The 17719-nt window shown below is 33.8% G+C and carries 16 protein-coding genes; 3 read left to right on the forward strand and 13 right to left on the reverse strand.

Going from position 1 to position 17719, the window contains the following annotated elements; genetic code table 11:
* Positions 1-3: 3 nt before the first annotated feature.
* The 8 genes from IPO86_06930 to IPO86_06965 all read right to left on the reverse strand — a co-directional run bounded on the left by IPO86_06930 (position 4) and on the right by IPO86_06965 (position 4245).
* A complete protein-coding gene (locus IPO86_06930) occupies positions 4-228 on the reverse strand; it encodes a hypothetical protein (protein ID MBK9727834.1) in 225 nt (74 codons plus the stop codon).
* Between the two features lie 43 nt (positions 229-271).
* On the reverse strand, positions 272-709 hold the full coding sequence (locus tag IPO86_06935) for an OsmC family protein (protein MBK9727835.1): 438 nt from the start codon (positions 707-709) through the stop codon (positions 272-274).
* 9 nt (positions 710-718) lie between these two features.
* Entirely contained in the window at positions 719-1033 is a 315-nt protein-coding gene (trxA, locus tag IPO86_06940; GenBank protein MBK9727836.1) for a thioredoxin, read from the reverse strand.
* Positions 1034-1078: 45 nt separating this feature from the next.
* Positions 1079-1321: a hypothetical protein gene (locus IPO86_06945; protein ID MBK9727837.1), complete on the reverse strand. Its 243-nt coding sequence runs from the start codon at positions 1319-1321 to the stop codon at positions 1079-1081.
* A gap of 23 nt (positions 1322-1344) precedes the next feature.
* A complete protein-coding gene (locus tag IPO86_06950; GenBank protein MBK9727838.1) occupies positions 1345-1671 on the reverse strand; it encodes a rhodanese-like domain-containing protein in 327 nt (108 codons plus the stop codon).
* A 35-nt stretch (positions 1672-1706) separates the two neighbouring features.
* Entirely contained in the window at positions 1707-1919 is a 213-nt protein-coding gene (locus IPO86_06955) for a heavy-metal-associated domain-containing protein (protein ID MBK9727839.1), read from the reverse strand.
* Positions 1920-2016: 97 nt separating this feature from the next.
* Complete coding sequence (locus tag IPO86_06960) at positions 2017-3441, reverse strand: MBL fold metallo-hydrolase (GenBank protein ID MBK9727840.1); 1425 nt, start codon at positions 3439-3441, stop codon at positions 2017-2019.
* A 159-nt stretch (positions 3442-3600) separates the two neighbouring features.
* On the reverse strand, positions 3601-4245 hold the full coding sequence (locus IPO86_06965) for a Crp/Fnr family transcriptional regulator (protein ID MBK9727841.1): 645 nt from the start codon (positions 4243-4245) through the stop codon (positions 3601-3603).
* Between the two features lie 187 nt (positions 4246-4432).
* On the opposite strand from IPO86_06965, the gene IPO86_06970 reads away from it, so the two are divergent.
* From IPO86_06970 to IPO86_06980, 3 genes are all read left to right on the forward strand, one after another.
* A complete protein-coding gene (locus IPO86_06970) occupies positions 4433-4894 on the forward strand; it encodes a hypothetical protein (GenBank protein MBK9727842.1) in 462 nt (153 codons plus the stop codon).
* Positions 4895-5146: 252 nt separating this feature from the next.
* Positions 5147-8674 carry a T9SS type A sorting domain-containing protein gene (locus tag IPO86_06975; protein MBK9727843.1) on the forward strand — a complete coding sequence of 1176 codons (3528 nt, stop codon included), beginning with the start codon at positions 5147-5149 and terminating at the stop codon, positions 8672-8674.
* Positions 8675-9399: 725 nt separating this feature from the next.
* Positions 9400-11574, forward strand: coding sequence for a S46 family peptidase (locus tag IPO86_06980; GenBank protein MBK9727844.1), 2175 nt, complete (start codon positions 9400-9402; stop codon positions 11572-11574).
* A gap of 87 nt (positions 11575-11661) precedes the next feature.
* On the opposite strand, the gene IPO86_06985 is transcribed toward IPO86_06980, so the two are convergent.
* The 5 genes from IPO86_06985 to efp all read right to left on the reverse strand — a co-directional run bounded on the left by IPO86_06985 (position 11662) and on the right by efp (position 17212).
* Positions 11662-12795, reverse strand: coding sequence for a T9SS type A sorting domain-containing protein (locus tag IPO86_06985; GenBank protein MBK9727845.1), 1134 nt, complete (start codon positions 12793-12795; stop codon positions 11662-11664).
* A 9-nt stretch (positions 12796-12804) separates the two neighbouring features.
* On the reverse strand, positions 12805-14610 hold the full coding sequence (locus IPO86_06990; GenBank protein ID MBK9727846.1) for an ABC transporter ATP-binding protein: 1806 nt from the start codon (positions 14608-14610) through the stop codon (positions 12805-12807).
* 168 nt (positions 14611-14778) lie between these two features.
* Positions 14779-16125 carry an acetyl-CoA carboxylase biotin carboxylase subunit gene (gene accC, locus IPO86_06995; protein MBK9727847.1) on the reverse strand — a complete coding sequence of 449 codons (1347 nt, stop codon included), beginning with the start codon at positions 16123-16125 and terminating at the stop codon, positions 14779-14781.
* A 12-nt stretch (positions 16126-16137) separates the two neighbouring features.
* Positions 16138-16641 (reverse strand): acetyl-CoA carboxylase biotin carboxyl carrier protein, encoded by a 504-nt coding sequence (gene accB, locus IPO86_07000; GenBank protein ID MBK9727848.1) that lies wholly within the window; start codon positions 16639-16641, stop codon positions 16138-16140.
* Positions 16642-16645: 4 nt separating this feature from the next.
* On the reverse strand, positions 16646-17212 hold the full coding sequence (gene efp / locus IPO86_07005) for an elongation factor P (protein MBK9727849.1): 567 nt from the start codon (positions 17210-17212) through the stop codon (positions 16646-16648).
* Positions 17213-17719: the final 507 nt, after the last annotated feature.

The raw sequence follows: 17719 nt of genomic DNA on the forward strand, positions 1-17719 counted from the left end.
TCGTTACTTTATTTTTGCAAATATATATTTTAAAATTAACCATCGGCCAATTAATATCCATGGAATTCCATGAAATAAGAAATCTAACCAATCCAAATATTGCATACCAGTTGCTCCTCCCCAAATCCATTTTAACTTCCCCCAAATATGAGGCTCAGGAAAGTAGGGTGCAAGCCCCAATGTAAGAGCACCGATCGTAAGGAGCTTGATATCATTTAAGAATTTCATAGTATCTATAAGTAGGCGTTTATTGAATCTTAATTCCAGTTCATTAGTTCAGAATAACTATTGGGTTGAATATAATTTTCGATTTAATTGAATTGCTTATTAAACAAGCTGCTTCACTTTTTATTAATATCCTTTCTGCTTTTTCTCTTTCAGCTTCGTTTTGTATCTGAATTCTTGGAGTTAATTCAATTTCACTTATGCAATATTTTCCTTCCACTTTTTCAAGTTTGCCAACTGCTTTGGATTCAAAAGAACCAAACTTAAGCATTGAATTTTCAGCGATGGCTAAAAAGGTAGTCATAAGACAACTATTTACAGCGGCTACAAATAAATGCTCGGGTGACCAAATATTATCTATGCCACCAGGAAATTGAGGCGGTGTGGCTACTTCGATTGTTTGTGAAAGCACATTGGAAGTAAGGCTTCCTTTGCGTGCATTTTCCCATTTTGCTGTTACGTCGTAATAATGTGCTGTTTCCATATTTTGAAATTATTGATACTGTTGAATTATGGATTGAAGTGTCTTTGCCGGAACAATACCCGACTGACGCCAAACTATTTTTCCTTTCTTAAAAAGGATTAAAGTGGGAACTCCTTGGATTTGATAGTTTGCTAATACTTCTTGATTTTTATCTACATCTATTTTTATAATTTTAGCTTTTTCTCCAGTCAAAGATTTTAATTCATCTAAAATTGGTGTCATCATTTTGCAAGGTCCACACCAAATCGCAAAAAAGTCGACAAGTACTAAATCCTCAGTTTCCAGTAATTTTTGAAAGCTTATTTTAGAAGTTGTTTGATTCATAGTTTTTGTTTTTAAAATTGATTTTTAAAATTATTTAATTTAACACTATTTAGTTTTTTGGGGTTCTATTAAATCTGTTGATTGTGAATTTAAAGTGGGCAATTTGCAATTGCCACCAGCACATCCAAAGCCCAGAAGGCCCATGAGTGCAAAGTAAATTCCAAGCAGAACGCCAAACCATTGAGCCAATCCAATTGCTTGAATTAAAATTAAAATGCCCATTCCCAGGTAAATAATTCTTCGAAAACTCCAACCAGTGGAAGCATTTACCCATAAAAATTTAATCATTTCTATCATTTTGTTATGTCTTATTAAATGGAATTATTTTTCAAATAATATTCTAGATTTTCCCAACCACCGCCATTATGTACTTCGATAAATCCATTTTGTAATAATTCATTTTTTGCAGTTGCACTTCTCATACCAGAAGCACAGCAAGTAATAACAACCTGATCTTTTCTAATTTTATTTAAACCCGCAGATAAATTTTGTAAAGGAATATTTATACTTCCTTTAATATGCCCTGAGGAAAATTCACCCGGAGTTCGCACATCTACAATTTGTGCACCTGCTTTAACTAATTGAGAATAATTGATGGTTGCACTGCCGTTGAAAAGTTTTTTTAAAGTATTTAACATAAGATTGATTTAATTGAATTATAAATAATTATTTTTTATTGTTCCTTTTTTTCTGGGAAGCCAATGCTGTCAAGTATATTGCTAATAAAGTGTCGGTCTAAATTATTTTCACTTTCAATTATTAATTGTTGATTTGTCAGATCAATAGATACTTTTAGTTTTGGATCCATTTTAGTTAGTTCATTTTGAATAGTTTGTACACAACCTTGGCATTTCATATTCGTTAATTGAAATTCTTCTGTTTTCATGTTGTTTTGTTTTTTAAAATTATACTATAGCGTTGGATAATCCGCGAATGTATTTTTCTGAATTATATAAAAATTGTATTTTAATATTTGAATTATTTTATAACATCGTTGTAGGGCAAACAAAGTCGGTAATTTTAAATTTACCGGAATTCTTAATTGCCTGAAATCCTCCATCTACATCAATCAAATGATGATAACCACGAGCCTTCAGTATGGAACTAAAGATCATTGAACGATACCCACCTGCACAATGAACATAATACGTTTTATTTTTATCGATCTGTTCCATATGTTCATGGATGTAATCTAAAGGTACATTGATCGCATTTACTATGTGTTCAGAATCGTATTCACTTTTCTTTCTGACATCGAGAATATTTATAGCAGGGTTGTTTGTTGCTGCTTCAGCAAATTTATTTACATCAATTGCCGGAATGGTATCCATGGGCAGTCCTGATTTTATCCAAGATTCAAATCCTCCTTCTAAACAACCTATTGCATGATCATATCCAACCCTTGCAAGTCTTGTTACAACTTCCTTTTCTCTACCTGGGTCTGCTACAATTAAAATATGCTGCTCAATATTAGGTATTAAGGTTCCAACCCATACCGCAAAATTGCCATCAATTCCCAGGTTAATCGAGTTTGGTATAAATCCCTTTGCGAATACTTGTGGTTTTCGAGTGTCAATTACCAAGGTTTCTGCTTCCTTTGAAAGGGCATCAAATGCACTTACGGAAAGCTGTTTAATACCTCGTTCCAGGACAGTATCAAAACTATCGTAACCTTTTATATTCAACAGAACGTTTTTCGGAAAATAATAGGGTGGTGTAGTTAATCCACTAAGTAATTCTTTAATAAATGTTTCTTTTGATAAGCCTTCTCGTAAAGCGTAGTTGGTTTTTTTCTGATTCCCTAAAGTGTCTGATGTTTCTTTACTTAAATTTTTTCCACAAGCACTACCTGCGCCATGTGCCGGATATATAATCAAGGAATCTGAAAGTGGCATAATTTTAGTTCTCAGGGAATCGTAGAGATATCCAGCCAATTTTTCTTCTGTTAGATCTGCAATTACATGTTGTGCCAAATCTGGTCGACCCACATCCCCTATAAATAAAGTATCCCCAGTGAATAGTGCGGTTTCTTTTCCAGACTCATCTATTAATAAAAAACAACTGCTCTCTAAAGTATGTCCAGGGGTATGTATAACTTTTATTTTTGCTAAACCTAATTGAAAAATAGTGCCATCCTCTGCATTCATAAACTCAAAACCTGTTTTCATTTTGGTTGGCCCATAAACTATAGCAGCACCCGTTTTATTTGCAAGATCAATATGACCGGATACAAAATCTGCATGAAAGTGGGTTTCGAAAATATATTTGATTTTAGCATTTCTTTTAGCCGCCAATTCTATGTAAGGTTGCACCTCTCTTAATGGATCTATAATCGCTGCTTCACCTGCACTTTCAATATAATAGGCACCTTGGGCGAGACATCCAGTATATATTTGTTCAATTTTCATTTGTATTTAATTTGATACTGCAATATTAGGACGCTTTTTTTGGAATGATTGTTACATCTGTTACATAAGCTTAAAATTTCTTTAGAGCGATTACTTAGTGGGTATTATAAGGGTACATGGTATGTTTTAAATTTTATAAAACAAGATAAACTTATTGTTTTATAAGCCCTTTAGTAATTTAATCTGGTTCCTATATAATAAAAGCTTATGGTCTGTTTCAAGTTTTTTCAATAATCTGGAGATTACTACTCTGGAACTTCCCAGTTCTTCCGCGAGTTGTTGATGGGAAAGATTGATCACGGTTGAACCAGTAACTTTCGCTTTTTGCTTTAGATAAACTACGAGTCGTTGGTCCAAATGCTGAAATGCGATTTGATCAATGGTTTTTAATAATTCATTAAATCGATTTTGAAAAGTACGCATTACAAAACTCTTCCAGCTAGGATATTTTACGAGCCATTGATCCATCAAATGAGATGGAATGACAATCATTTCAACATCAGACTCTGCAGTTGCTTTTATCTCACTTGCATGATTTTGCATACAACAGGTAAAAGTCATTGCACAACTTTCCTCTGGGTTTACATAATATAAAAACAACTCATTGCCTTCCTGGTCGATTCGACTTACCTTGACGGTACCTTTTAATATAATCGGCATAGTTCTTACAATCTGACCTATATCTATGATGGTTTCTCCTGATTTAACTTCTTGATATCGCGCTATAGACTCCAATTCTTTTAACAAACCGGTTTCGAATGTTTCATTAAAAATTTCTAACTTCTTTGAAATTGATTGAATCATATCTTTGTTTGATCTAACCCTATTTTAGGATATCTGGGTAACAATATTTAGAGGGAGATTGTTTGGAGAAATGGATGTTCCATTTTAATGATATCTCGACTAAACGTCTTTAAAGTCTTTGAATAAAACTAAAAAACTATTCGTCAAATTGTTTAATTTTACCATCTAATCTATAAATCACTTGTTTATGTATGATATTTTATTGCAAATGCATTCCTGGCTAAGATGGCTGGTCTTAGGTTTAGGTATTTATTCGATTTACATGAATTATTCTGGTTGGAAGGTGGGCTCTGTTTTTACAGAGCAGGTTAAAAAAATAAATACTTTTTTTATTGCCAGTCTCCATACCCAGCTTATTCTTGGCTTAGCGCTTTATTTAGGTGTTTCTCCAATGATGAAAATGATTCTTGCTGATTTTGGGGCTAGTATGAAAAATAGTGATCTCCGGTTTTGGAGTGTTGAACATATGCTGGGTATGATTATTGGTATTGCAATTGCACAAATAGGCAATATTAAATCTAAAAAACAAGCTACCGATAGTCTTAAATTTAAAACTGCTTTTGTTTGGTTTACAGTGGCTTTATTATTTATTCTATTAATGATTCCTTTTGGCGTTTGGAATGTTGACAGACCTTTATTCAGATTTTAAATTGATATAGAAGATAGAATCGTAGCTGAACATATCGAAATTATAAAACGAACTTCGTAAAAATTTGCTATTGCTTTCTCGAATGGAATTTCTCAATGAATTGAGGAGGATCGTTTATACTAAATTCTTAATTATCAAAACAGCAATCCAATGCGTGGTCAGGTATTTAAGGCTCTTGTCCGATTTTTAACCTGCCCGAATTTTTTAAACTAAGTGTTAGCCTTGCGTTGTATTTTTGATCAAATTTTAAAGATGAGAAGAATCCTAATCATTGTTTTGACATTTGCCCTTCTTAAATCCTCACAAGTACAGGCACAAGTTAGAGTCCTTCAGGATTATATTGCCCAAAAACATAATTTCAAGGAGATCTGTAAGAAAGCAGATAAAATGATCCGGAAGAATAAATTAGAAGATGCATCTTATCGTGAAGGTATATTCAGAAAAAAATCTGATAAAAAAGAGTTTTTGGATGATGAAAAGCTAAAATTTGAGCGATGGAAATGGTATTGGAGAGATCGAGTCACTGAATCAGGAGAATTTCCAGATCTTCAAAGACAATGGGTAATCTATAACCAAATTTTAAAACAAGGAGGGTTAAATCTCAGAAATACCCAAAATTGGAAACACGAAGGTCCAAATCGGAATTCTGGAGGATATTGGGGTATGGGGCGCACAACACATGTTGGTTTTCATCCTACCCAAACAAATACATTTTTTGTAGCATCTCCAAATGGAGGACTTTGGAAAACTGCAGACAATGGCAAAACCTACACATCCATAGCCGATAATCTGCCTTACCAACCGGTAGGGATTGTATTGGTTGATCCAACAGCCGCCAATACACTTTATATAACACTCGGTGAAAAAGATGGATGGTGGCAATATAGTATGGGCGTTTATAAGTCTACAGATGGCGGGAAAAATTGGTCAGCTACCGGACTAAATTGGAAACTAACAGACAACAAAGTGATTTATGCTTTAGAAATGAATCCCTTAAATTCATCTATTCTAATGGCAGCTACCAGCGATGGTTTATATAAAACGTTTAATGGTGGAATCCATTGGACTAAAATTAAAACTGAAAATTATTCAGATGTAAAATATAAACCAGGTGATACGAATACAGTTTTTATTGCTTTAAATGATTATTGGGGTCAATGCAATGTATTAAAATCAACAGATGGTGGAAATACATTTTTAATTGCTTCTGATTTTGGGTTTCAAAAAGCATTTTTACGACTTGCGACAACCCAGGCAAATGCTGCTTATTTAGGTGTTAATATGAGTGTGGATGGGGAACGAAAATTATATATTTCCAAAAACACCGGACTAACATTTGATTATGTTTCCGAAATGCCTGAAAACAAAGTTTTGTTTTTTTCTCCAAGCAATACTTCGATTTTGTATTGTGGATATGTTGTAATTTATAAATCTATAGATGGTGGTAAAACCTGGACTCAAATTACAAACTGGTGGAATAATGGGAACGGATTGCCAGAAGTTCATGCGGATCATCATTTTATTCTCAATCATCCTTCAAAAAAAGAGGAGCTTTATTTTTGTTGTGATGGGGGTGTTTATAGATATCATGAAAAAACAGAAGTTTGGGATGAATTAGTCAATAATTTACCAATCACTCAATTTTATAAATTAGCAATATCTACCACAAATCCACCAACAATAATAGGTGGTAGTCAGGATAATGGAGGATGGATCAAACGAGCCAATGGTAGCTGGGGTAATACAAATGGAGGAGACGCAATGTCACAAGTTATTGATCCACTCAATGCCAATATCGGGTATACTGAATATTGGGGTGGCAATGCGGTATATCGAACTACAAATGGTTTTAATAATCTCGATGATATTACCCAAAACATTGGTGCAGAATTACCAGGACAATGGGTAACACCTTTTGGATTGAATCCAAGAAATTCAAAAACCTTTATTATTGCATATAATGATGTTTTTGTCAGCCACGATCGTGGGAATAGTTTTAAAAAAATTAGCAATAACTTAACTGGAAACATAGATAATGATTTAAGAAATGTAAAAATAAATCCAGTAGATAGCCAACTAGTAGTTGCAAGTAGGGGAAATACCTTTTACATATCAAAAGATTTTGGTAAAAGCTGGAAATCTAACAATCTCGTCACAAGCTTGGAAATAACTGATTATGAATTTCACCCAAAGGATACAAATAAAATGTGGTGTGTTCGTGGAGGTTATGGTGCAATTAAAGTAATGTTTTCTAAAGATAAAGGTTCCAGTTGGACTAATATAACAAAAAATTTTGTGAATACACCAACTTCATGTATCATCTTTGATGAAGCATCAAATACTTTATTTGTTGGGACAGATTTTGGGGTTTTCTATTCTGATGCAGACACCCTGGATTGGCAATATTATGGCATTGGATTGCCGCATACTGCAGTTACTGATTTAAAGATTCATCCAACTTTACGAAAATTATATATTTCAACTTATGGCAGAGGATTTTATTCAATTGATTTACCATATTGTGCACCAGCACAAATCAATTTATTAGTACAAGTTGACAACGGATCATTTGAAAATCGAGATAGCCTTAAAATATGCTCCGGTTCCATAATAAAACTTAAAGCACAAGATAGTTTATCAGGAAGTTTCCGTTGGCGTGGCCCCAATTTAGATACCACACTTTTGAATGAATCGCAATGGAATGCTGGAACTTTTTCAAATGCTGGTCGGACCTCTGGAAATTATATTTTGGAATATACTTCAGAAATCGGATGCAAACGATTGGATACCATTTACATTCGCTTTTTGAACCGACCAAATTTTAGTATCAACCAGAATCATCCTTATTTTGATTGTCACTTTGATTCAATACAGTTAAAGCCCAGCTTGACAATCGATACTTTAAATTATGCTTATAAATGGACAGGACCAAATTTAGATGTACCCAATTACACTGCTTATGTAAAGGAATCGGGGCGATATTACTTAGAATTGAAAAATCTTGCAGGGAATTGTAGCTTTTATGAATTCGTGGATGTTTTTAGAGTATACGACCCAATTTTAGATTCAACAATAATAAAGTCAAATCTTTGCTTTGGGGATTCCATGGGTAGTATAAAAGTAGATGTCCTTTTAGGGAAAAGTCCTTATAAATATTTATGGTCAAATCAAAAAACGAGTTCTGAAATCAACAGTTTGATAAAGGGCACTTATTTTATTACTGTACAAGATGCTAATTTATGTGAAGTTATAGACACATTTACCATCACAGAACCTGAAGATCTCAATATAATTTGGACTATTAATGCATCTTCCGGCAATAACGGATTCATTGAACTTAAAGTAACAGGTGGAACTCCACCTTATACATTTCTTTGGACGCAAAAGGATGGTTCAATAATAGTTGGACAAACTAAAGATTTGTATAATTTGCCTGCTGGAATTTTTGATTTAAAGATTTCTGATGCAAATCAATGTGATTATATTAAGAAGGGAATTGAGGTAAAAGATTTTGTTTCTAATGATAATTTTATTGAAAATGGACTTGGTATATATCCAAATCCAGTGAAAGATCAACTTTTACTCATAACAAAAAACCCATGGAGTAAAAATCTAGAATTGCAATGTTTAGATATGCAAGGGAAAAGGATTTTATTGTCCTATCAAAAATTAGATCAATTTACAATTCAGACAAATGTTGCCCATTTGTCGGCAGGAGATTATATATTAATAGCCAAATCAACAGATCAAAAAGCGGAAATTAAATTTAGTAAATTATAGTTTGCTGGCATTTGTTGTAATTTTGGTCACAGAGTGATCTTTAAAATTACAATAGAGTAAGAGAATCTTGTCAAAATAGCCTTTCAAATTTTCTAGCATTTTTATTTTCGAGTGATTTAAGTATGCAAAAAAGCTGCTTACATTTAAATTCAGAGTTGCGTTTTTTATTTTTTATATATATGAATACATATCGCACCACAACGGATTATTTTAGCTGTAGACATTCAATTTTAGTTGTATTTATTTTCGCCTTTTTATTTTCAAAATTCAATTTTTAATACAAATATTGTGAAACTTGAAAACCAGATTTTTATACTTTCCTTCTGTATTCATTTATTTAAGAATTGGGCATATTTTTAGAAAAATTTGTTTTCTTGAATATTAGGATACAGTCAATTTTCTGAGGAGATATTCAATCATTGCCTAATGTTTCATTTTGAAATACCTTTTTTGTTGCGATTGAAAATAGAACTGCTTTCAAAGGGTTTGGGGTTCAGATGTACAGGAACTGGGAATTTGACTTCATTTGGAATTGCGTATTCTAATTTTTGAATTTGGACTATTCCCCAACTTTTTATCCTGACCCGAATATTTACCTTGGAGTACTGTTTATTTTCTGCGAATTGTTAATGTGGCGCTTATACATATTAATTCTTTCGGTAAGTTGATTTGACTTTTGTATTTTTGTTGTTCTAATAAATTGAATAATCTTATAATTCACAAGGATGATTTTTAAACGTTTAAAACTATTTGTATTTGCTATTCTAATTTCCATTCATGGATTTTGTGGTGAAGGGATGTGGTTGCCTTTGTTTTTAAAATCTCTGAATGAAAAAGAGATGAAATCAATGGGAATGAAAATTAGTGCGGAGGATATTTATAGCATTAATAAAGGTTCTTTAAAAGATGCCATCGTGCTATTTGGAGGAGGATGCACATCGGAAATTATTTCAGACCAGGGACTCATGCTCACCAATCATCATTGTGGATATGGTTATATTCAGTCCTATACTACAATTGAAAATAATTATTTGAGGGATGGATTTTGGGCGAGATCAAAATCAGAGGAACTCAAATGTTCTGGATTGACAGCAACGTTGATCGTAAGAATGGAGGATGTTACACTTAAAGTACTGGATGGGGTAGATGTGAAATGGAATGAGAATAGACGCAGAAATAAAGTGGATGAGAATATTGAGAAAATTAAACTGCAAATTCCAAAAGAAGCAGATCAGGATTTATTAATTCGAAGTTTTTATAATGGAAATCAGTATTTTCTATTTGTCACAGAAGTATTTAAAGATGTTCGACTCGTGGGTGCTCCTCCAGAATCTATTGGCAAATTTGGTGCAGATACCGATAATTGGGTTTGGCCTCGGCATACAGGAGACTTTTCTTTATTCCGGATTTATGCTAATAAATCGAATCGCCCAGCAGAGTATTCAAAAGATAATCAACCCTATAAGCCAAAACATTTTTTACCAATTTCTTTATCAGGTGTTAATGAAGGTGATTTTACAATGGTATTTGGTTTTCCAGGTCGTACCAGTGAATATTTGATTGCAGAGGCAATACGCCAACAAGTGGAAGTTTTAAATCCAGTGCGGATTTCCTTACGGGATAAAACCTTAAAAATTCTCGACAAACATATGCGTTCCAATGAACAATCAAAAATTCAATACGCATCAAAATATGCAGGTATAGCAAATGCCTGGAAGAAATGGATTGGCGAAAATCTTGGTATGAAGATTACCAATGGTTTAAATAAAAAGCAAAAGGCAGATGCAGAATTCCAAAAGCGAGTAAATTCAAATCCATTATATACGGAATATAAAAACTTAATTCCAGATTTAGAAAATCAGTATATCCGTTTGGAACCTTTTACAAAATCCAGAGAATATTATTCAGAAACTTTTAGTCGAAATACAGATCTTATAAATTATTATCAATTAGTTAAACGGTTGATTGATATATATGAAGGAAGAGGTGAAGCTACCTTTAAGATTAAGCGGGATGAAGTATTGAAAAATGTGGATGGGTATTTTAAAGACTTTGATTCTGAAATTGACCAGGAAGTATTCAGTGCATTGCTTGAGGAGTTTTCCAAAGAAATGAATCCTGCATTTGTTTTTCAATACTTAAAAGATGAATTGCGAAAAGTGAATTCAGATTATAAGGCATTTGCCAAAAATTTATATACATCTAGCAAATTAATGAATAAAGATAGCTTTTCAAATATTTTTAAATTGGAATATCCACAATGGCTTACAAAAATTCGAGAGGATAAATTGTTTACCTTTTATGAAGAGATGAATTATTATTTAGCAAATGATATAAATAAAATTTGCTCAGAATATGAAGATGTCATTTTGGATTTGAGAAGAAAGCATATGGCCGCACTCATGGTTGTTTTACCAGAGAAAAAGTATTATCCTGATGCTAATTCTACCTTGCGGGTGACCTATGGAAAAGTGGAAGGCTATAAACCCCGGGATGGAGTCCATTATTTGTCGCGAACTACTTTAGATGGTGTCATGGAAAAATACATTCCAGGTGATTATGAATTTGATGTACCAAAAAAATTACAAACTTTAATTAATAATAAAGATTACGGAATTTATGGCGAAAATGGTAAAATGCCCCTGGCATTTATTGGATCAAATCACACCACGGGAGGCAATTCAGGTAGTCCAGCCATAGATGCACATGGTAATCTGATTGGTTTAAATTTCGATAGAGTTTGGGAAGGAACAATGAGTGATATTAATTATGATCCTTCCATTTGTCGAAATATTATGGTGGATGCACGATATATTTTATTTATAATTGACAAATTCGCAGGCGCACCCTGGATAGTACAAGAAATGAAATTAGTGTATCCTAAAAAGCGAAAAAAATAATCAATTGCAACAAAAATTCTTTCAATAACTTTTTTAGATTGATTCTACGAAACATACAAAAGCGTTGAAGTTATTTGCTATGCTACTTTAAAATTTTACGAAAGCTTGGCTTGCTTTTTCGGCCCCTTTATTATTGATTAACTTCATATAATATGCTCCATTTAGGAAATTAGAAATATCCAATTTTAAATTAGCTACATTTGATATAAATCGATTACTGCGTACAATTTCTTTTCCATAAACATCAGTAACAACTAAGGTGTAAGAACCTGGATCTAAATTGATGGAAGCAATATTGATTTCATGCTTAGAAGGATTTGGATATATTTTTATCTGATTTATTGCAAATTCATTTTCGGTTATTACAAATACTTTATCATCTGGTTTGAATTGTACCGTTGTTGGATTGCCTAAAGTATCAAGATTTACAGAGGCTATAAGCCCTTTTGTTTCATTGGAAACAAAAGCAAAACTGGTCGTTTTAGTAGTGCCAAAAAATCCAGTAAAAATGCCGGATGCAAGTGCCGTCACATCAATCCAACCTATTGGAAATGGTTTTGAAATAAAAGCATCCAGGGTGCTTGTGCTTTCTGTTTGTCTTTTTTCTCTTAAAACGTTCCAGGTTTTAGCTGGTAGTTTTAATGTACCCCAGGCATCTGCTACTTTTGAAAATTTTGTATCAAAATTAATTCTAATGGAATCTGGCTTTAATGGTAACAATGCTAAAATACTATCAGGAATAATTGCAATTGGAATATTAATAGAATTTACAACGGAATAGGAAAGGGGATCCGTATAATTTTCAGGATATTTTTGTGTCACTACAGGCTTAGGAAATACATTTGCTCCGCCAACTCCTGGGATTGGTAATCCTCCTGCTCTTGTGGCGGTTCCTAATAATTCAATCCGATTTGTATAAAATTTATAATAATTTTCAGTCAATCCTTGAATAACGACCGCATCTGCAGTTGGAAATGCGGCACTATTGGAACCCTCTGACGACTTACGATAAACTTCAGAACTGTTGATATTTGATGATAACAAACTGAAATCCCAGCTTTGGTTTCCACCGGTGTTTCCCAATAAAATACCTGTACTTGCGGTATCAATTTTATAGTAAAAAGAATCACCTGTCGCTGGCTGTACGATATTAGTAATAATTGTTTGACCAATTAAAAAACTAGCTATCAGAGTTAAAATTAGGGTAGAAATTAATTTCATGTGATTTGATTATGTTAGTTGAAATGATTGTAAAGATACAAAACTACTGTATTCGCCTCCCTTTTTTAACAAGTCGTCATGGTTTCCTTGCTCTACAATTTGCCCATCTCGCAATACAATAATTTGATCAGCATTTTGAATTGTTGTCAACCGGTGGGCTATGATTAAGGCTGTGCGATCTTTTAGAATTTCTGACATAGCTTCCTGAATAATTTTCTCAGAACTCGTATCTAATGAGGAAGTGGCTTCATCTAATATGAGAATATCAGGATTTCTCATTAAAGCCCGGGCTATTGTTAAGCGTTGGCGTTGTCCGCCACTTAGTTTAATACCTCGGTCCCCAATTATATAATCTAGTCGTTCATCCTGATCTTCAACAAATAGATTAGCATGTGCTGCTTTGAGACTATGCCAGATTCCTTCATCCGTTACTTCGGACTTTCCAAATAATATATTGTTTCGAATACTGTCATTGAAAAGTATGGGATCCTGGCTAACCATACCCATCAATCCTCTGAGATCATTTAATTTTAAATCCTGGATGTTTATTCCATCAATTTTAATAGCACCTTGACGCACTTCATAAAAGCGAGCCAAGAGATCTACAAGCGTAGTTTTACCAGAGCCAGACGCACCCACAATTGCAATGGTTTTTCCTTTAGGAATTACCAAATTGATATTTTGCAAAACATCAGATGTTTGATTTGGATACCGAAAGGAAACATTTTCAAACCGGATCTCTTGTTCAAAACGATGAATAGATATTGCCTCTGCAGAATCTTGTATTTGCTCAGGAGCATCTAAAACTTGGTTTATTCGATCTGCAGCAGCCAAACCTTTTTGGATATTAAAATATGCATTAGATAAAGCTTTTGAGGGTTCAATTACATTAAAAAATGCATATAAAAATGCGATAAAAACAGAGCCAGCCATTTCATCAGCAAATACTAATTTAGCTCCATACCAAAGTAGGAAACATACAACGGTAATCCCTAGAAATTCAGAAAGGGGAGAAGAAAGGTCTCGTCTGCGATGAATCTTAATTACCATATTGCGGTATACATCCAGTACCCAATTGAATCTTCCAATTACATAATTTTCAGCTGCAAAGGATTTAATCACGCGCAATCCGCCTAAGCTTTCTTCTTGTATAGAAATTAAATCACCCATTAAATGTTGGGCCGTACTAGATTGCTTTCTAAGGGTTCTAGAAATTCCACCGATAACCACCGAAGTAAATAGCATTAATACCAAAACAAATAAAGTAAGTGGCGGACTCGTATAAATCATTATGGTCAGACTTCCTAAAATCAATAAGGGATCTTTGACTAAGGTTTCCAATGTAGATAAAATGCTAAATTCAATTTCCTGCACATCCGTGGTCATACGGGATATAAGATCTCCTTTTCGCTCTTCAGAAAAATAGGAAAGTGGTAGGTTCATCCATTTGTTAAATAGCTTTTGGCGAAGTTGCGCAGAAATTCCAACACGCACTGGAGCCATTGTATAAATTGCAAGATACCGGAATAAATTTTTGAAGAAAAAAATCAAACCAAGTCCACCACAAATTAACATCAAGGCATCATTTTGATCCCGTTGATTAATCCAAACAGCTAAGCGATATTTTACTAAAGAAATAAAATCACCTAAACCCTGTATTTGATCGGGTGCTTGAAAACTCGGCATTTGTTTTTGAAATAACATTTCAAAAAGCGGAATAATCGCAGGAATACTTAAAATTGTAAAAAGTGTAGCAAGAATATAAAAAACAAAATGTGCCATTACGCGATATCGGTAATTGGCTACCAAACTCATCAATTTAAGAAAAGGTTTCAATGATTGGAATCGCTTATTGCTTTAAATGATTTGCGTTAATTCTAGTAATAATTTTGAAAACGTTTGAAAGCTTTTTGTTTTAATTTATATTTTACTTAAAACAAGCATGCTAAAAATTATTTTGACATACCTAAATTTCGAAGCTTTTTATTTTTGAGGTTCGAGCTTAAAAGTATTTAAAAATCCAGTATGAAAATTCCCAGATCTAAAATCAGGATTCCGCATAAGTTGTTGGTGAAATGGCAAAGTAGTTTTAATTCCTTCAATGATAAATTCATCGAGTGCGCGTTCCATTTTAGTAATACATTCTTCGCGAGTCTGTGCTTTACAAATTAATTTTGCAATCATTGAATCGTAATATTGAGGAACTGTATAACCAGAATATACATGGGTATCTACGCGCACACCATGTCCTTTGGAGGTGTGTAAAGAAGTAATTTTTCCTGGGTTTGGTCTAAAGTCATTATAGGGATCTTCAGCATTTATCCGGACTTCAATTGCATGCATTGCAGGAAAATAATTTTTACCTGTTATCGGAATTCCAGCAGCAACTTTAATTTGTTCTTTTATTAAATCGTGATCAATAACTTCTTCTGTAACCGGATGTTCTACCTGAATTCTGGTATTCATTTCCATAAAATAGAAATTCCGATATTTGTCAACAAGAAATTCGATCGTACCGACACCTTCATAATCTATCGCTTTTCCAGCTTTTATTGCGGCTTCTCCCATTAATTCCCGAAGTTCCGAAGTCATAAAAGGAGAGGGACTTTCTTCCACTAATTTCTGATGCCGCCTTTGAATAGAGCAATCCCGCTCTGAAAGATGAACCACCCTTCCATGCTGGTCACCAACTATTTGGAATTCTATATGTCGTGGCTCTTCTATATATTTTTCTATATACATCCCATCATTTGAAAAAGCAGCTTTGGCTTCCTGACGGGCAATACTCCACATGGATTCAAAATCCTCTTCTTTCGTTACAATCCGCATTCCTCGACCACCTCCACCTGCTGTTGCTTTTAAAATTACAGGATAACCAATGTCTGATGCTATTTTTTTTCCTTGAACTAAATCTTGTAATAAACCGTCTGAACCCGGTACTACGGGCACTCCAGCTTTAATCATGGTTTCTTTAGCTGTAATTTTATCACCCATCCTTCTGATTTGATCTGGAGTTGGGCCGATAAATTTAATACCATATTGATGACAGATTTCAGCAAACTCAGCATTTTCTGCAAGAAAGCCATAACCAGGATGCACAGCATCTGCATTGGTAATTTCTACCGCCGCCATTATTTTTGGAATATTGAGATAGGATTGCGAAGAAGCCGGTGGTCCTATACAAACCGCTTCATCGGCAAAACGCACATGAAGACTTTCACGATCTGCTGTAGAGTAAATGGCTACTGTTTTAATACCCATCTCACGTGCCGTTCGAATAATTCGTAAGGCAATTTCGCCACGATTGGCGATTAATATCTTATTAAACATGAAAATGGAAGATTAAGGTTCAACTAAGAATAATACCTGGTCATATTCAACAGGTGACGCATCTTCAACCATCACTTTTACAATCGTACCTTTTACCTCACTTTCTATTTCGTTGAAAAGCTTCATAGCTTCAATGATACATACCGTAGTGCCAGAATCAACTTTGTCACCAACTTTCACAAATTGAGGTTTGTCTGGCCCTGGAGAACGATAAAAAGTGCCGACCATAGGTGATTTAATTTCAAGTAAGTTTTTTGAACCTTCTGAAGAATCATTTTCGTTTTTATCAGATACTGCAATTTGTCCAATGCCCGCTGGTGGTTTAGCTAAATTTAAGGGCTCATGATGACTAATCGCTGGAGCAGAAGGCAAATACGAAACAGGCATTGCATGTTGCGTAGTGATTGCTTTTCCGGTTTTAATTTTCAACTCAAAATCGCCTTCCTTCATTTTGAATTCAGCAAGATCTGATTTGCTAACCAGACGAATGAGTTCCTGAATTTCTTTAAAGTTCATTTTTCTATTGTTTTACACGTTCAATATACTCTTTAGTTCTGGTGTCTACTCGCACATGGTCTCCTTCTTCTACAAAAAGGGGAACTTTTACTTGGGCACCACCTTCCAAGGTAGCCATTTTTTGAGCATTGGTAGCAGTATTTCCTCGCACTCCAGCCTCTGTGTTGACGACAGTCATTACCACATGCGCTGGAAGATCTACCGTAAGTGGTATTTCCTTTTCTACATGGTATAATACCTCAGCTTCCATACCTTCTTTTAAAAACTCTCCGTTTTCAATCAAGTTTGCATTAATAGCTTCCTGGTCAAAAGTCTCGGTATTCATAAAATGAAATCCAGATTCATCTTTATATAGATATTGCATTTTACGTCTTTCCACGCGAACATCATCTATATCATGACCTGCTACAAATGTATTTTCAACAACCTTGCCAGATGATAAACTTTTCAAACGGGTCCTTACAAAGGCGTTTCCTTTGCCAGGTTTAACATGTTGAAATTCAACAATCACGTAAATATCGTTATTATAATTAATACACAAGCCGTTTCTTATATCCGAAGTATTTGCCATTATTTAATTTTTAAAAACAGGCGCAAAGATAATCTAAAAGCATTGACTCGGTTCGTTTGAGACCGATTTAATAAGAATCTCTGGTGAATTGTATGCTTCAGACGATAGCACTGAAGAATTTTTGCCAAAAACTCCTTGATTATTTACAAAATCTAGATTAATTAGCTTTATAGTTCTTAAATGCCCTAAATTCTTGCTTGAATCCTAGGGCATTCATTAAGTCTCATCCTTGACCTGCGTTGTTTAAATACGTTAAATTTTGAATGCATTTATTGAGAATGTATCGTTTCTCTCTGAATTTAAATCCAAATTCAGGTAAAGAATTTATGTTTTTGTGTAAATATATTTGATCAAAATCTGAAGGCTATAAATTTACCTTTCTAAATGTTTATGGAAGAAGAATACCCAAATGTCTATTTCAAATTTTAATCTAAATATTCAGAAGAATATAAATAAGTACTATCCATTTAATAGATGGGTTGAAGCCATAATTATTAAAAGTTAAAA

The sequence above is a fragment of the Saprospiraceae bacterium genome, assembly GCA_016717265.1.
Lineage (GTDB): Bacteria > Bacteroidota > Bacteroidia > Chitinophagales > Saprospiraceae > Vicinibacter.

Bases quoted from the DNA above. Each gene is read 5' to 3' on its own strand.
- IPO86_06930 (MBK9727834.1), bottom strand. From the start codon at position 228: ATGAAATTCTTAAATGATATCAAGCTCCTTACGATCGGTGCTCTTACA.
- IPO86_06935 (MBK9727835.1), bottom strand. From the start codon at position 709: ATGGAAACAGCACATTATTACGACGTAACAGCAAAATGGGAAAATGCA.
- trxA (MBK9727836.1), bottom strand. From the start codon at position 1,033: ATGAATCAAACAACTTCTAAAATAAGCTTTCAAAAATTACTGGAAACT.
- IPO86_06945 (MBK9727837.1), bottom strand. From the start codon at position 1,321: ATGATTAAATTTTTATGGGTAAATGCTTCCACTGGTTGGAGTTTTCGA.
- IPO86_06950 (MBK9727838.1), bottom strand. From the start codon at position 1,671: ATGTTAAATACTTTAAAAAAACTTTTCAACGGCAGTGCAACCATCAAT.
- IPO86_06955 (MBK9727839.1), bottom strand. From the start codon at position 1,919: ATGAAAACAGAAGAATTTCAATTAACGAATATGAAATGCCAAGGTTGT.
- IPO86_06960 (MBK9727840.1), bottom strand. From the start codon at position 3,441: ATGAAAATTGAACAAATATATACTGGATGTCTCGCCCAAGGTGCCTAT.
- IPO86_06965 (MBK9727841.1), bottom strand. From the start codon at position 4,245: ATGATTCAATCAATTTCAAAGAAGTTAGAAATTTTTAATGAAACATTC.
- IPO86_06970 (MBK9727842.1), top strand. From the start codon at position 4,433: ATGTATGATATTTTATTGCAAATGCATTCCTGGCTAAGATGGCTGGTC.
- IPO86_06975 (MBK9727843.1), top strand. From the start codon at position 5,147: ATGAGAAGAATCCTAATCATTGTTTTGACATTTGCCCTTCTTAAATCC.
- IPO86_06980 (MBK9727844.1), top strand. From the start codon at position 9,400: ATGATTTTTAAACGTTTAAAACTATTTGTATTTGCTATTCTAATTTCC.
- IPO86_06985 (MBK9727845.1), bottom strand. From the start codon at position 12,795: ATGAAATTAATTTCTACCCTAATTTTAACTCTGATAGCTAGTTTTTTA.
- IPO86_06990 (MBK9727846.1), bottom strand. From the start codon at position 14,610: ATGAGTTTGGTAGCCAATTACCGATATCGCGTAATGGCACATTTTGTT.
- accC (MBK9727847.1), bottom strand. From the start codon at position 16,125: ATGTTTAATAAGATATTAATCGCCAATCGTGGCGAAATTGCCTTACGA.
- accB (MBK9727848.1), bottom strand. From the start codon at position 16,641: ATGAACTTTAAAGAAATTCAGGAACTCATTCGTCTGGTTAGCAAATCA.
- efp (MBK9727849.1), bottom strand. From the start codon at position 17,212: ATGGCAAATACTTCGGATATAAGAAACGGCTTGTGTATTAATTATAAT.